The organism is Streptomyces jumonjinensis, assembly GCF_009600885.1.
Taxonomy (GTDB): Bacteria; Actinomycetota; Actinomycetes; order Streptomycetales; family Streptomycetaceae; genus Streptomyces; species Streptomyces jumonjinensis.
In genome coordinates this window covers 25,828-40,149 of the sequence record NZ_VCLA01000138.1, presented here as the reverse complement: position 1 = coordinate 40,149, position 14,322 = coordinate 25,828, and the positions used below count along the sequence as shown (strand labels likewise).

General features: G+C 72.6%; 14 protein-coding genes. 8 read left to right on the top strand and 6 right to left on the bottom strand.

Going from position 1 to position 14,322, the window contains the following annotated elements; translation table 11 throughout:
- Positions 1-88 precede the first annotated feature (88 nt).
- The 3 genes from FF041_RS16515 (at position 89) to FF041_RS40075 (ending at position 2,449) form a co-directional block, all read left to right on the top strand.
- On the top strand, positions 89-1,117 hold the full coding sequence (locus tag FF041_RS16515) for a multicopper oxidase domain-containing protein (RefSeq protein ID WP_153523523.1): 1,029 nt from the start codon (positions 89-91) through the stop codon (positions 1,115-1,117).
- Between the two features lie 151 nt (positions 1,118-1,268).
- Positions 1,269-2,048: a VOC family protein gene (locus tag FF041_RS16510; RefSeq protein ID WP_153523522.1), complete on the top strand. Its 780-nt coding sequence runs from the start codon at positions 1,269-1,271 to the stop codon at positions 2,046-2,048.
- A gap of 155 nt (positions 2,049-2,203) precedes the next feature.
- Complete coding sequence (locus tag FF041_RS40075; RefSeq protein ID WP_398760769.1) at positions 2,204-2,449, top strand: WhiB family transcriptional regulator; 246 nt, start codon at positions 2,204-2,206, stop codon at positions 2,447-2,449.
- Positions 2,450-2,620: 171 nt separating this feature from the next.
- Here FF041_RS40075 and FF041_RS16500 read toward each other — a convergent pair whose 3' ends face one another.
- Both FF041_RS16500 and FF041_RS16495 read right to left on the bottom strand, forming a co-directional pair.
- Entirely contained in the window at positions 2,621-3,595 is a 975-nt protein-coding gene (locus tag FF041_RS16500; protein WP_323372202.1) for an acyl-ACP desaturase, read from the bottom strand.
- A 312-nt stretch (positions 3,596-3,907) separates the two neighbouring features.
- Complete coding sequence (locus tag FF041_RS16495; RefSeq protein ID WP_153523521.1) at positions 3,908-5,569, bottom strand: ABC-F family ATP-binding cassette domain-containing protein; 1,662 nt, start codon at positions 5,567-5,569, stop codon at positions 3,908-3,910.
- 359 nt (positions 5,570-5,928) lie between these two features.
- On the opposite strand from FF041_RS16495, the gene FF041_RS16490 reads away from it, so the two are divergent.
- Complete coding sequence (locus FF041_RS16490; protein ID WP_323391943.1) at positions 5,929-6,603, top strand: GOLPH3/VPS74 family protein; 675 nt, start codon at positions 5,929-5,931, stop codon at positions 6,601-6,603.
- Positions 6,604-6,654: 51 nt separating this feature from the next.
- Here FF041_RS16490 and ssgD read toward each other — a convergent pair whose 3' ends face one another.
- Positions 6,655-7,071: a spore wall synthesis regulator SsgD gene (ssgD, locus tag FF041_RS16485; RefSeq protein WP_153486053.1), complete on the bottom strand. Its 417-nt coding sequence runs from the start codon at positions 7,069-7,071 to the stop codon at positions 6,655-6,657.
- A 108-nt stretch (positions 7,072-7,179) separates the two neighbouring features.
- On the bottom strand, positions 7,180-7,611 hold the full coding sequence (locus tag FF041_RS16480; protein WP_228388252.1) for a (4Fe-4S)-binding protein: 432 nt from the start codon (positions 7,609-7,611) through the stop codon (positions 7,180-7,182).
- A gap of 74 nt (positions 7,612-7,685) precedes the next feature.
- On the opposite strand from FF041_RS16480, the gene FF041_RS16475 reads away from it, so the two are divergent.
- Positions 7,686-8,801, top strand: coding sequence for a beta propeller repeat protein (locus tag FF041_RS16475; RefSeq protein WP_153523519.1), 1,116 nt, complete (start codon positions 7,686-7,688; stop codon positions 8,799-8,801).
- A gap of 310 nt (positions 8,802-9,111) precedes the next feature.
- Here the strand turns inward: FF041_RS16475 and FF041_RS16470 are convergent, their stop codons facing one another.
- Positions 9,112-9,411, bottom strand: coding sequence for a YciI family protein (locus FF041_RS16470; RefSeq protein WP_153523518.1), 300 nt, complete (start codon positions 9,409-9,411; stop codon positions 9,112-9,114).
- 151 nt (positions 9,412-9,562) lie between these two features.
- Between FF041_RS16470 and FF041_RS16465 the strand changes: the two genes are divergently transcribed.
- Positions 9,563-10,366 (top strand): endonuclease V, encoded by an 804-nt coding sequence (locus FF041_RS16465; RefSeq protein ID WP_153523517.1) that lies wholly within the window; start codon positions 9,563-9,565, stop codon positions 10,364-10,366.
- On the opposite strand, the gene FF041_RS16460 is transcribed toward FF041_RS16465, so the two are convergent.
- Entirely contained in the window at positions 10,281-11,480 is a 1,200-nt protein-coding gene (locus FF041_RS16460) for a saccharopine dehydrogenase family protein (RefSeq protein ID WP_323391942.1), read from the bottom strand. The two genes, FF041_RS16465 and FF041_RS16460, sit on opposite strands and share 86 nt — an antisense overlap.
- Before the next feature lie 294 nt (positions 11,481-11,774).
- Here FF041_RS16460 and FF041_RS16455 point away from each other — a divergent pair, with 294 nt between their 5' ends.
- Together FF041_RS16455 and FF041_RS16450 are read left to right on the top strand one after the other, a co-directional pair.
- On the top strand, positions 11,775-12,977 hold the full coding sequence (locus FF041_RS16455) for a CaiB/BaiF CoA transferase family protein (protein ID WP_153523516.1): 1,203 nt from the start codon (positions 11,775-11,777) through the stop codon (positions 12,975-12,977).
- A 104-nt stretch (positions 12,978-13,081) separates the two neighbouring features.
- A complete protein-coding gene (locus FF041_RS16450) occupies positions 13,082-14,296 on the top strand; it encodes an acetyl-CoA C-acetyltransferase (protein WP_153523515.1) in 1,215 nt (404 codons plus the stop codon).
- Positions 14,297-14,322: the final 26 nt, after the last annotated feature.

The following is a 14,322-nucleotide window of genomic DNA, read 5'->3' as shown; positions in this document are numbered from 1 at the left end:
GGAAAAACAAAGGTCATCCGGTTACCGTATGCCGTCTCCGGGGTGTGCTGATCCCCGTCAATCTCCGTGACAGAGTGGAGAGTTCGGCATGGACAGACGGAGCTTCACCAGGCGGGTGCTGTCGGGGAGCGCGGTCGCGGCGACGGGGGCGGCCTCGCTCTCCCTGGCCGCCGCCCCGGGCGCGAGCGGGGCCCCTTCCGCCGTGGCCGCGCCCGGGACCGCGCCGGCGGGCGGACGGGTGCGCCATCTGCGGCTCTACGCGGAGAAACTGTCCGACGGCCGGATGGGATACGGCCTGGAGCGGGGCGCGGCGTCGGTCCCCGGCCCGCTCATCGAGCTGGTCGAAGGGGACACCCTGCACATCGAGTTCGAGAACACGATGGACGTGCCGGTGAGCCTGCATGTCCACGGGGTCGACTACGACATCGCCAACGACGGCACCAGGCTCAGCCGCAGCCATGTGGAGCCCGGCGCGACCCGTACCTACACCTGGCGCACCCATCTGCCGGGCCGCCGCGCGGACGGCACCTGGCGGCCGGGCAGCGCGGGCTACTGGCACTACCACGACCATGTGGTGGGAACGGACCATGGCACCGTCGGGATCCGCAAGGGCCTCTACGGGCCGCTGGTGGTCCGACGGAAGGGCGACATCCTGCCGGAGAAGCAGTTCACCGTCGTCTTCAACGATATGACGATCAACAACCGGCCGGGCCACGCCAGCCCCGACTTCCGGGCCACGGTGGGGGAGCGGGTCGAGATGATCGTGATCACCCATGGCGAGTACTACCACACGTTCCATCTGCACGGTCACCGCTGGGCGGACAACAGAACGGGACTGCTGGCGGGCCCGGACGACGTCAGCCGGGTGATCGACAACAAGATCACGGGCCCGGCCGACTCCTTCGGCTTCCAGATCATCGCGGGCGAGAACGCGGGGGCGGGGGCGTGGATGTACCACTGCCATGTCCAGAGCCACTCGGACATGGGGATGGCCGGGCTCTTCCTGGTGGCCAAACCGGATGGAACGATCCCTGGGTACGACCCGCACCATGCGAGCGACGCGCGGGCGGAGCGCGCGCCGTCGGAGGGGAAGGCGGGCGGCCATCGGGGCCACTGATCCCCGCCCGCCGGGGCGGTGCGGCTGGACAGGCCGTCCGTGCCGTCCGTGCAGCCCGCGCCGTCCGTGCCGCCCGCATCGGATGCGAGCGGGCGGCAGGGGGAGCAGACTCGCCTATGAGAGCGAACGGGACCCCGTCAAGGAGCGCACCATGCTCACCACTCGTTATGTCGCCGGCTCCCCCAACTGGCTCGATCTGGGCACCCCGGACATCGAGGCGGCACAACAGTTCTACGGTGGTCTGTTCGGCTGGACCTTCCGGTCGGCGGGGCCCGAAGCGGGCGGCTACGGGATGTTCCAGCTGGACGGCCGGACCGCGGCCGGCGCGATGACGGTGCCCCCGGAGCAGGGGCCGTCCGCCTGGAACGTCTACTTCCAGTCACCGGACGCCGACGCCACGGCGGAGGCGGTGCGGCGACACGGCGGGACGGTCCTCTTCGAGCCGATGGACGTGTTCGACCTCGGTCGGATGGCGGTCTTCGCCGACCCGGCGGGCGTCGCCTTCGGCATCTGGCAGCCGGGCCGGAACAAGGGCCTGGACGTGGCCGCTGCCACGGGCAGCCTGTGCTGGCTGGAACTGCACACCTCGGACCAGGAGGCGGCCCTGGCCTTCTACACCGAGGTCTTCGGCTGGGGCGTCTCGTCCATGCCGTACCCCGACGGCTCCGGCGGCGTTTATACGATGGTCCACCCCGCGGGAGAGTCCCCGGAAGCGATGTTCGCGGGCGTCGTCCCCGCCGGGGACGACCCGGTGTCGAGCGCCCACTGGCTCCCCTACTTCGCGGTCGACGACTGCGACGCGACGGCCGCGAGAACGGCGACCCTGGGCGGCACGGTCCGGATGCCGCCCGTCGACCTCAAGGACGTGGGCCGCTTCGCCGCGCTCGCGGACCCGGCCGGGGCGAGGTTCGCGGTGCTGCAAGGGGCGTGAGCGGGCCCGGAGAGCCCTCAGGGTCTTGTTGATCCTTCATTGATCCGGCGTTTATCGGACTGATGGAGGGTGTGGGCATGCCGATCGAGACCACCGACAGCACCGACACCACCGACATCTTCGACACTTTCGACATCGTCGGATCCATCGAGTCCATCGAGTCCATCGACTCCATCGACGAAGAGCTCTCCTGGCAGGAGACGGCCCTGTGCGCGCAGACGGGACCGGAATTCTTCTTTCCGGCCCCGGGCGCCTCGACACGCGAGGCGAAGCAGCTGTGCGGCGCGTGTGAGGGGCGGGTGGAGTGCCTGGAGTACGCGCTGCGGCACGATGAGAAGTTCGGGGTGTGGGGCGGGCTGTCGGAGAAGGAGCGGCACCGGCTGAAGCTGCGTCGCGCCTGAGCCCCTCCGGCGCGACCCGGGGGACCCGGCCGGAAGCCCGCCCTCCGTATGACCGGCGCGACGGTGCCGACCGGCTGCGCCCCCCGGTACGAGGGGCGTCATGGCCGGCCGCCGGATCATCCGCGCGGGCGAAGCCGGCGGCCGGGGGGCTCGCTCAGGGACAGGACCGGCTCAGCCGGCCGCCCGTGCGGCCATCCGCGCCTTGCGGGCGGCGAGCTTCTCGTCGAACTTCGCCGCTTCGGCGTCGAGCCCGTTCATATAGAGGCCGAGCTCGTCCTGAGCCTTCTGTCCGTCCGGGCCGAGCCCGTCGATCTCCATCACCTTCAGGAAGCGCAGCACCGGGGCGAGGACGTCGTCGTGGTGGATGCGCATGTTGTAGATCTCGCCGATCGCCATCTGAGCCGCCGCCCGCTCGAAGCCGGGGATGCCGTGGCCGGGCATCCGGAAGTTCACGACGACATCGCGCACCGCTTCCATGGTCGCGTCGGGCGCGAGCTCGAAGGCGGCTCCCAGCAGATTGCGGTAGAAGACCATGTGGAGGTTCTCGTCGGTCGCGATCCGCGCCAGCATCCGGTCGCAGACCGGGTCGCCCGACTGATGGCCGGTGTTGCGGTGGGAGACCCGGGTGGCCAGCTCCTGGAAGGCGACATACGCCACCGAGTGCAGCATCGAGTGCCGGTTGTCGGACTCGAACCCCTCCGACATGTGCGACATCCGGAACTGCTCCAGCTTGTCCGGGTCGACGGCGCGTGAGGTGAGCAGATAGTCGCGCATCACGATGCCGTGCCGCCCCTCCTCCGCGGTCCAGCGGTGCACCCAGGTGCCCCAGGCCCCGTCCCGCCCGAAGAGGGTGGCGATCTCATGGTGGTAGCTGGGGAGATTGTCCTCGGTCAGCAGATTCACCACCAGCGCGATACGGCCTATGTCGGTGACCTTGGACTGCTGGGGCTCCCAGGGCTCGCCGTCCTCGAAGACGCCGGGGAAGTTGCGCCCGTCGCTGAAGGGGACGTACTCGTGGGGCATCCAGTCCTTGGCCACCTTGAGATGGCGGTTCAGTTCGTTCTCCACGACCTCCTCCAGGGCGAACAGCAGCCGGGCGTCGGTCCACGCGTCCGAGCTGCCGAGGTGGGGAGAGGTGATGGTCACGGGTGCTCCTGGGGACGGGAGAGTTACCTACGGATTCGTAGGTTACGAAACCGTAGGTTAAGGGCGCTGTAAGTCCGCGACCAACTCGGGCCCCGATTCGCCTGAGGATTGACCGGTTACCTTGCGATATGCCCCCTGTGTGGAGCCGGAATGTTCGCCGTTTACCGGACGGTAGGGTCCGGGACGGGGCGTAGCTCACAGGGGATCGGCCCCCTCCGCCGGTGGCGGGGGCCGATCCGACCGTCCCCGCCGACCGCCGGCGCGCGGCCCGCGCCGGGGCGGTCGGCGGCCCGTCCCCGGACGCCGGAGCCTCTAAAGCTGCTCCGGCGGCTCGGGCGCGTGCAGTCTGCCCTCCCGTACGTCGTCCGCGCCGATGTCATGGAGCCCGTCGTCCAGCAGCAGCCAGCGGGTGATCCCGATCGACTCCAGGAACGGCACATCGTGGCTCGCCACGATCAGCGCGCCCTCGTACCCCTCCAGCGCCTCCGTCAGCTTCCGTACGCTCGCCATGTCCAGATTGTTCGTCGGCTCGTCCAGCAGCAGCAGTTGCGGCGCGGGCTCGGCCAGCAGCTGAGCCGCGAGCGCCGCCCGGAACCGCTCCCCGCCCGAGAGGGTCCCGGCGGGCTGGTCGGCCCGTGCGCCCTTGAAGAGGAAGCGCGCCAGCTGGGCCCGGATCCGGTTGTCGGTCGCCCGGGGCGCGAACCGCGCCACGTTCTGCGCCACGCTCAGGCCGTCGTCGAGCACATCGAGCCGCTGCGGCAGAAAGCCCAGCGGAACCTCCGCCGCCGCCTCGCCCGCGACCGGCGCCAGTTCGCCCGTGATGGTGCGGAGCAGGGTCGTCTTGCCCGCCCCGTTACGGCCCACCAGCGCGATCCGCTCCGGCCCGCGCAGCTCGAAGTCGCCCGGGATCCGGGTCCCGTACCGCAGTTCGAGACCGCTCAGCCGCAGTACGCCCCGGCCGGGGTGGACCTGGGTGTGCGGCAGCTCGATCCGGATCTCGTCGTCGTCGCGGACCGCCTCCACCGCCTCGCCGAGCCGCTCCCGCGCCTGGGTGAGCTTCTCGGTGTGAGTGGTGCGGTAGCGGCCCGCCGAGACCTGGGCCGTGCGCTTGAGCCCATGGGCGACGATCTTCGGTACGCGCTTGCTGTCCTGCATCTTCTGTCCGAACCGCTTGCGGCGGGCCAGTTTCACCTGGGCGTCGGCCAGGTCGCGCTTCTGCCGCTGCACATCGGCCTCGGCCACCCGCACCATGCGTTCGGCCGCCTCCTGCTCCACGGCGAGCGCCTCCTCGTACGCGGAGAAGTTCCCGCCGTACCAGGCCACGCCGCCGTCGCGCAGGTCGGCGATCTGGTCGACCAGCTCCAGCAGCTCGCGGTCGTGGCTCACCACGATCATCACACCGGGCCAGGAGGCCACCGCCTGGTACAGCCGTCTGCGCGCGTACAGATCCAGATTGTTGGTCGGCTCGTCCAGCAGCAGTACGTCCGGCCTGGCCAGCAGCAGGGCGGCCAGCCGCAGCAGCACGCCCTCGCCGCCCGAGACCTCGCCGATGGTGCGGTCGAGCCCGATGGGGGAGAGGCCGAGCTGATCGAGCGCGGCGCGCGCCCGTTCCTCCACATCCCAGTCGTCGCCGACGGCCGTGAAGTGCTCCTCGCTCGGGTCGCCCGCCTCGATGGCGTGCAGCGCGGTCCGGACGGCGGCGATGCCCAGCACCTCGTCCACCCGGAGCGAGGTGTCGAGCACCACGTTCTGCGGCAGATAGCCGATGTCGCCGGTGACCCGGACCGTGCCGTCGGCCGGGCGCAGCTCCCCGGCGATCAGTTTCAGCAGGGTCGACTTGCCGGAGCCGTTCAGACCGATGAGGCCGGTCCGGCCGGGGCCGACCGCCAGCCGGAAGTCATCGAAGACCTCGGTTCCGTCCGGCCAGGAGAAAGCGAGGGAGGTGCAGAGAACATGAGAGGAAGCAGTAGACAAAACGGGTCTCCCGGTTGCGTGAGATGGGGCGGGCAACTGGTGGAGACACCGGGGCGCGTACGACGGGGGCCGGTTCACGGGGGCCGGTTCGGCGACACCGGAGAAGCCGGGGAAGCCGGAGAAGAAGGATCCCGGCCGGGATGGACGGCTCGGATGCCGAGGTCGCACACGCCGCGCACACGCCGGATACGGCGGTGGCGCACGGTGTCCCAGGACCTCAGACGAGCAACGTCCTACTCCGATCGACGACAACAGGATCGTTCACACCATAGGAAGGGCCTCAGGGGCTGTCAAAGGATTATCGGGCGACGTACGCTGACCGGAAAATGTGGTCGATACATGCAAGGAGTCAGCGGTCCGTGACGGTCTCCGGTGAAACCCTTTCGCTCCCCGCCCGGCTCCATCTGCTCTCCTACGACCCGGTACGGATGAGGCCGGCGGCCACCGGCCATCAGGCCCATCTCGTCACCGCCGCCGCCCTCGCCGAGCTCGCCCGGCGCGGAATGCTCCGAGACGAGGGCGGCACGGCCCGCGCCGTGCCGGGCGACCGCACCGGAGACCCGGTGCTCGACGGGCTCTCCGCGGTGATCGGGGCGGACCGGCCGCGGCGCTGGAAGAGCTGGGTGACCCATCGGCCCGCGGGCGTGCTCGACGCCGTCCGCGCCCAGCTCGCCGACGCCGGTGTACTGCGCACGCGCCAGGGGCTGTTCGGCAGGACGCGCTATGAACTGGCCCGGGCGGACACGGCGGCGACCGTGCGGGAGCGCGCGCGGGCGGTGCTGACCGGCGCCGTACCGGTCGCGGAGGTGTCCGACGAGGACGCGGCGCTCGTCGCCCTCGCGACCGCGGCGGAGCTGCGCGCCTTCGCCACCGGGCGGGAACGGCGCGCGTACCGGGCGCGAATCGCGGAGCTGACGGAACGCGCCGGGTCCGCGGCCCCCGCGCTGCGGAAGGTGATGGAGGAGGCGCGGGCCGCGATCACCGCGGCGGTCACGGCGTCGGCCGCTGCGGGCGTGATGTCCTCGGGCGGCTGACCCCGCGCATCGCAGCCCCGAGCGCCGCGGCTGCCGGCCCTTGTGCCCCGCTCAGCCGGCGTCGCGCAGCAGCTCGGTCAGATCCTGGTCGAGGCCGAGGAAGAGATGCTCACGGCCCTCGGGAACCACGTCCTGCGCGCGTTCGAGGAACCGGCGGATCTCGCTGGTGCGGACATGCACCACCGCCACCCCCTCCTCGGCGTGGAACTCCATCACCGTCCGGCCGTAGCCGTACGGCCGGACCCGTACGTCGCCGACCCCGGCCGGCGCGTCGACGCCCGCCGCCAGCAGCTCCCGCCCGAACGCCCAGGAGACGTCGGCGCCCTCCAGCGTCGCCGGGGCGGGGAAGTCGATCCGTACGGCGAAGGGATCCTCACGGTCGTAGCGCAGGGTCGCGGGGACCGTCTCCATCCGGGGCGCGGGAGCCACCAGCCGGGCCTGTACGGGCTGCTCGATGAGGGTGGACAAGAACTGCTCCTTCGCACATACCGGCCGACGCCTCCCTGACGCCTCCCTGACGCCGGTGAAGACGACGGAACAGCGCGCCGCGTGCATCGGCCGGGGGCGTGAGCTGTGTCACCGCTCGGCGCAGGGGCCCGATTGATCGCAGTAGGGGCGGTTCCCGGTCGCGCCGCAGCCGCAGAGCGTCACCCGGGTCTCCCGCCGCTCGCCGTACGGGGTGCGGACGACGAGATCGCCGCGCATCACCAGCCGGCCGGTCCCGGTCCGCTCGACGGAGGCGGGACTCCCGGGCTCCTCGGCCCGGCCGTCGGCGTACCGGTACCGCAGCGCGCCGGACGGGCAGCGGCGCACGACCTCGGCGACCTGATCGGCCGGGGCGTCGTCGGGGGACACCCAGGGCCGCCGGGCGAGGTCGAAGACCTGCGGGAGACCGTGTACGCACTCCGCGGCGTGCAGACAGCGCCGCGCCTCGAAGGAGACCGTGATCTCCCGGCCCGCGTACTCCTTGGGCTCCCTGGGCCTCATGGGCTCCTTGGGCTGGGGCATGGGACCAGCCTAGGAACGGCTGTCCCGGACCGCACCCTGGACGGGTTCCGGCGGGTGGGCTAGCTTCCAGCGCCATGATCTCCATGGGGAAGACGAGACGACGGGTGTCGGTGGGGCTGTGCGCGGCGGCGGTGGCCGCGGTGCTCACCGTGCCCGCGCAGGCCACGCAGGCCAGGACCGCCCAGGACCGGGCCGTGCCGTCGGCGGCGGACGGCGGCGGGCCGGTGTGGAGCCTCACTCCGACCGGTACCGACGCCCGCTTCCGGGGGCTGGCGGCCGTCAGCCGTGACACCGCCTGGGTCGCGGGCTCCCGGGGCGTGGTGCTGCGCACCGGCGACGCCGGGCGGAGCTGGCACGACGTCTCACCGCCCGGTGCGGAGGGGCTGGAGTTCCGCGATGTCGAGGCGTTCGACGGCCGCCGTGCGGTGGTGCTCGCGATCGGCGAGGGCGAGGCGTCCCGCGTCTACCGCACCACCGACGCGGGGGCCACCTGGACCGAGACCTTCCGGAACACCGACCCGAGGGCGTTCTACGACTGCGTCACCTTCTTCGACCGCCGCAACGGCCTCGCCATGAGCGATCCGGTGGACGGGAAGTACCGCATTCTCTCCACCCGTGACGGCGGACGGTCGTGGCGGGTGCTGCCCAGCGCCGGAATGCCGGCGGCCCAGCCGGGCGAGGCGGCCTTCGCCGCGAGCGGCCAGTGCCTGGTCAGCTCGGGGCCGAAGGACGTCTGGCTGGCGACCGGCGGCGGGGCCACGGCCCGGGTGCTGCACTCCGCGGACCGCGGACGGAACTGGACCGCCGCCGAATCCACCGTTCCGGCGGGGGATCCGGCGCGCGGGGTCTTCGGGCTCGCCTTCCGGGACCGCCGGCACGGGATAGCGGTCGGCGGCGACTACCGCACGGGCGAGGCGTCCCCCCGCGCGGCGGCGGTCAGCGGGGACGGCGGCCACGGCTGGCGGCAGGCGTCCGCACCGCCGCCCGGCTACCGCTCCGGGGTCGCCTGGCTGCCCCGCACCCGGGCCGCCGCCCTCGCGGTCGGCCCCACCGGCACCGACCTCACATCGGACGGCGGCCGGCACTGGCGAACCGTCGACACCGGTTCGTACGACACGGTCGACTGCGCCGCCGACACCGGCTGCTGGGCCTCCGGCGAGAAGGGGCGGGTCGCCCGGCTGTCGTGGTGAGCGGGCGGCCGGCTCCCGCCGGGCTCGGGTACGGGTCCCGCCGGGCTCGCGTACGGCCCCGGGGGGGGGCTCGCGTACGGCCCCGGGGGCCGGGAGCACCCGGGCCCGGCGGGGGCGGGGGTGCCCCGGCGGGGCCCGGGGGAGTGCCCCCAGGCCCCGCATGGACTCTCCCCCTGGGCTTCGCCCGGGGACCGTCCTCCGCCTTGCGATTGCTCCCCGTAGCCCTCCCGGCTAGGAGGCCCCGCGGGCCTGGGGAGACCCCATGCACCGGACGCGCCGGACCCGCCTGCCCGGCGGGAGCCCGCACCCCCTAGGACAGCGGCTGCTGCCGGTACGCGCCGAGCCCCGGGGCGGTCTTGGTCGCGATGAACTCCGTGATCCGGTACGAGCACACCCCTTCGACCGCGAACGGGTCGGCCGCCGCGATCTCCTCGATCCGCGCGCGGTCGTCCCCGACCGCCAGAACGACCCCGCCGTCCCGTGGGTTCTTACGGCCCGACGCGATGAAGACGCCCTCCTCGTACCAGGCGTTCAGCCAGGCGCGATGCGCGTCCATCAGCGCGTCGGCGCGCTCCACGGGGGCGGTGTAGGTCAACTCCAGTACGAACATGATCGCCAGGCTACGACAGGTCTCGTCCGCGCCCCGTGCTCCGGCACGCCCCTGCGGGGGAGCGACCAGAGCCCCGGGCCCTCCCCCTGGGCTTCGCCCGGGGGGACCCCCATCCGCGCGGACGACGCCACTCCCTACGCTGGGAAGCACCATGAAGATCATCGAAGCCCCCGCGGACTGGCCCGCCGACGCGGCGCGGGCGCGCGCCGTCCAGGACGGGCTGCGCGCCCGCGTCATCCTCGACGAGTCCGGTCCGCCTCCCGGGACCGGCCTGGTCACGGGCGTGGACGTGGCGTACGACGACGAGCGCGACCTGGTCGCCGCGGCGGCCGTGGTCCTCGACGCCGGGACGCTCGCCGTCGTCGCCGAGGCCACCGCGGTCGGCCGGATCGCCTTCCCCTATGTGCCTGGACTGCTGGCCTTCCGGGAGCTCCCGGCGGTGCTCGCCGCCCTGGAGTCCCTCCCCTCTGACCCCGGTCTGGTGGTCTGCGACGGCTACGGCAGGGCGCACCCGCGCCGGTTCGGGCTGGCGAGCCATCTCGGCGTGCTGACCGGGCTGCCCGTCATCGGCGTCGCCAAGAACCCCTTCGTCTTCAGCCATGACGTACTCGGCCCCGAGCGGGGCGACACCGCAGCGCTGCGCGCCCCGGCCGGAGACCGGAGGCCGGACGGGGAAGCGGTGGACGAGGAGGTGGGCCGGGCGCTGCGCACCCAGCGGGGCGTGAAACCGGTCTATGTGTCGGTCGGCCACCGCGTCGGCCTCGACAACGCCTGCGCCCATGTCCTTGGGCTCACACCGGACTACCGGCTCCCCGAGACCACCCGCCGGGCGGACCGGCTCTGCCGTCAGGCACTGGCCGCGGCGACCGTCAGTGCCGCGCCGCGACCCGGAAGCGGATCCCCGCCGACTGGAGCCGCGCCAGCAGCGCATCGCCCATCGCCGCCGCCGGAGTGACCTGCCCCGAGGCCGGCGGCAGCTCGTCGAAGGCCAGACAGAGCGCCGACTCCGCGAAGATCTTCGCGGTCTCGTCATAGCCCGGATCGCCGCCCGACACCTCCGTGTACACCGTCCGCCCGCCGCCTTCCCCCACGAAGCGCACCGAGAACCAGCTCTTCGCCCGGCGCCGCTCATCGGGCCCCTCGCCGGGCCTGAGCCGGTCCGTGAACCAGCGCCGCGCCGGCGGCAGCTGGGCGAGACCGATGAGTGCGCACACCGCGGCGACCCCGCCCACCGCCATCGGGAGCGTCTTGACCGCCGCGTAGTGCCGGTAGCGGAAATCGGGGCCGTACCTCGGCAGCGCCCGTGCCGAACGGGTGATGATCTGCCCGTCGAGCAGCGGCAGCGGCAGCGCCCACGCGTCCGTCTCCGGGCTGTAGCGGGGGCCGCCGAGGGGGGAGCGGGCCCGCCGCCCCACCAGCCGGGGCTCGTGCAGCCGCCGCTGCTGCGCCGCCCGGAGCGACTGTCTGCCCCGGCTCATCGCGTTGAGCGCGGAGACGAAGGTGCCGCCCGAGAAGGCGCCGTTGGAGCGGACATAGCCGTCGACGCTCAGCGGTACGCCCTCGGGGAGCTGCTGCACGGTGAAGTACACGCCCAGGTCGCCCGGTACGGAGTCGAAGCCGCACGCGTGCACCAGCCGCGCCCCGGTCTCCCGGGCCCTCGCCTCGTGGTGCACATACATCAGATCGACGAACTCGTTCTCGCCGGTCAGATCGAGATAGTCGGTCCCGGCCTCCGCGCAGGCGGCGACGAGCGGTTCGCCGTACCAGAGATAGGGGCCGACCGTGGACGCCACCACAGCGGCGGACTCGGCGAGCCCGCGCAGTTCCGTGGCGTCGTCCGAGCGGGCCTCGATCAGCGGGAGGTCCGCGCAGGCCGGGTGTTCGGCGGCGAGCCGCTGCCGCAGCCGCTCCAGTCTCGGCCCGCTGCGGCCCGCGATGGCCCAGCGGCACTCCCGGGGCGCGTTCGCCGCGAGATACCGGGCGGTGAGCACCCCGACGAACCCCGTCGCCCCGTAGAGCACGATGTCGTAAGGGCGTTGTGCGCGATCGGTCCCGGCCTGCCTGTCCACTGGTCCTCCGCGGTTGCGACTGCGTATCTGCCGTACCTGCCGTGCCGTACCTGCCGTATCCGCCGCGTCCGCCCTGCGCCCGGGTGGCTGAGGCTAGCGCGCTGAGCCATGGGGAAAAAGACGCGTTTCCCGCCGGTGACCACGGTGTCATTCGCGCCGACCGGGTGGCGGAGCAGCCCCGCGACCCGGGTGAAATCCAAGCGCTTGCTCGGGCCAGACCCTTGTATGTGCTGAAACGTGTTCTTACCATCGCTGGTGTTACATCGCTTGTGTCATATCAACGTTGGGGGCTCGATGACCGCGACCTCGTCGGCAGGGACAGGGAACGGCCCGCTCGCCGGAGTACGGGTGGTCGAGCTGGCCGGCATCGGCCCCGGGCCGTTCGCCGCCATGCTGCTGGCCGACCTCGGCGCGGACGTCGTCCGGGTGGACCGGCCCGGCGGCCCGGGGCTCGCCATCGACCCGGCGTACGACCTCACCAACCGGAACAAACGTTCCGTGCTGATCGATCTCAAGGCCGATGACGGACCGTCACAGGTCCTCGCCCTGGCGGCGCGGGCCGACATCCTGATCGAGGGCTACCGGCCGGGCGTCGCCGAACGCCTCGGGGTCGGGCCGGCGGAGTGCCTCGCCCGCAATCCCCGGCTGGTGTACGGACGGATGACCGGGTGGGGGCAGCAGGGGCCGCTCGCCGAGCGCGCCGGGCATGACATCGCGTACATCGCCGTCACCGGCGCCCTCGGCATGATCGGCGCACCGGACCAGCCGCCCACCGTCCCCGGCAATCTGCTCGGCGACTACGCGGGCGGCTCGCTCTATCTCGTCATCGGGGTGCTGGCGGCCCTTCAGCACGCCCGTGCCGAAGGCGGCGCGGGCCAGGTCGTGGACGCGGCCATCGTCGACGGCGCGGCCCATCTCACCACCATGATCCACGGGATGATGGCGGCCGGCGGCTGGCGCGACCGGCGCGGCGCCAACCTCCTGGACGGCGGCTGCCCCTTCTACGGCTGCTATCGGACGGCGGACGGCGGGTACATGGCGGTCGGCGCGCTGGAGCAGCGGTTCTACGACGAGTTCGTCACGTTGCTCGGGATCGCCGGCGAGGCTCCCCCGCGCAAGGACTTCGACCGCTGGGACGAGCTGAGACAGACCGTCGAGGCCGCCTTCGCGACCCGTACCCGCGCGCAGTGGACCGCCGTCTTCGCCGACTCGGACGCCTGTGTCGCCCCGGTGCTCTCGCTGCGCGAGGCCCCCGCGCATCCGCATCTCGCCGCGCGGGGGACCTTCGTCGACCAGGGCGGGATCACCCAGCCCGCGCCCGCGCCCCGCTTCTCGGCCACGCCGTCGTCGGTGCGCACCGGGCCCGCCGTGCCCGGCGCGGACACGGCCGAAGTGGCCCGTGACTGGGGCCTGCCCCAGCTCTCCGGGGGCGGTGCGGAAGGCCGGGGGGCGGTCGGGGACGCCCAGGCCACGACCGCGGCGGGGACCGTGACCTGACACCCGCTCCGGGCCGGGCCGTCCCCTTCCCGGCCCGCGCCCCGGCCGGCCCGTACCCCCAGCCCGTACCCTCCCGGCTCCGCCTCCTCCGAAAGGCCGCTGTCTTGAGCACCGAAGCGTATGTGTACGACGCGATCCGCACCCCGCGCGGGCGCGGCAAGGCCAATGGGGCCCTGCACGGCACCAAGCCGATCGATCTCGTCGTCGGTCTGATCCAGGAGATCCGCGCCCGCTTCCCCGGGCTCGACCCCGCCGCCGTCGACGACATCGTCCTCGGGGTGGTGGGGCCGGTCGGCGACCAGGGCTCCGACATCGCCCGGATCGCCGCGATCGCGGCCGGACTGCCCGACACGGTCGCCGGAGTACAGGAGAACCGCTTCTGCGCCTCCGGTCTGGAAGCCGTCAACATGGCCGCCATGAAGGTCCGCTCCGGATGGGAGGAGCTGGTGCTGGCCGGCGGCGTCGAGTCGATGTCACGGGTGCCGATGGCCTCGGACGGCGGAGCCTGGTTCGCCGATCCGATGACCAATTTCTCGATCGGCTTCGTGCCTCAGGGCATCGGCGCGGACCTCATCGCCACCATCGAGGGCTTCACCCGCCGCGACGTGGACGAGTACGCGGCCCTCTCCCAGGAACGGGCGGCGGCGGCCTGGAAGGACGGCCGCTTCGAGCGCTCCGTCGTCCCCGTCCGCGACCGCAACGGGCTGACCGTCCTCGACCACGACGAGCACCTGCGCCCCGGCACCACCGCCGACACCCTCGCCGCACTCGAACCGTCCTTCGCCCAGATCGGCGAGGCGGGCGGATTCGACGCCGTGGCGCTCCAGAAGTACCACTGGGTCGAGCGGATCGACCATGTCCACCACGCCGGGAACTCCTCCGGCATCGTCGACGGCGCCTCGCTCGTCGCCGTCGGCTCCCGGCGGATCGGGGAGCGGTACGGACTCACCCCGCGCGCCCGGATCGTCTCCGCCGCCGTCTCCGGCTCCGAGCCCACCATCATGCTCACCGGGCCCGCGCCCGCCACCCGTAAAGCGCTCGGCAAGGCCGGGCTGACGATCGGCGACATCGACCTCATCGAGATCAACGAGGCGTTCGCGGGCGTGGTGCTCCGCTTCGCCCGGGACATGGGCGTCTCCCTGGACCGGATCAACGTCAACGGCGGAGCGATCGCCATGGGCCACCCCCTCGGGGCCACCGGGGCGATGATCCTCGGCACGCTCATCGACGAACTGGAACGCCAGGACAAGCGGTACGGCCTCGCCACCCTCTGCGTCGGCGGCGGGATGGGAGTCGCGACGGTGATCGAGCGCCTTTAGGCCGCTTCTGACGGATCTTGCCGGGC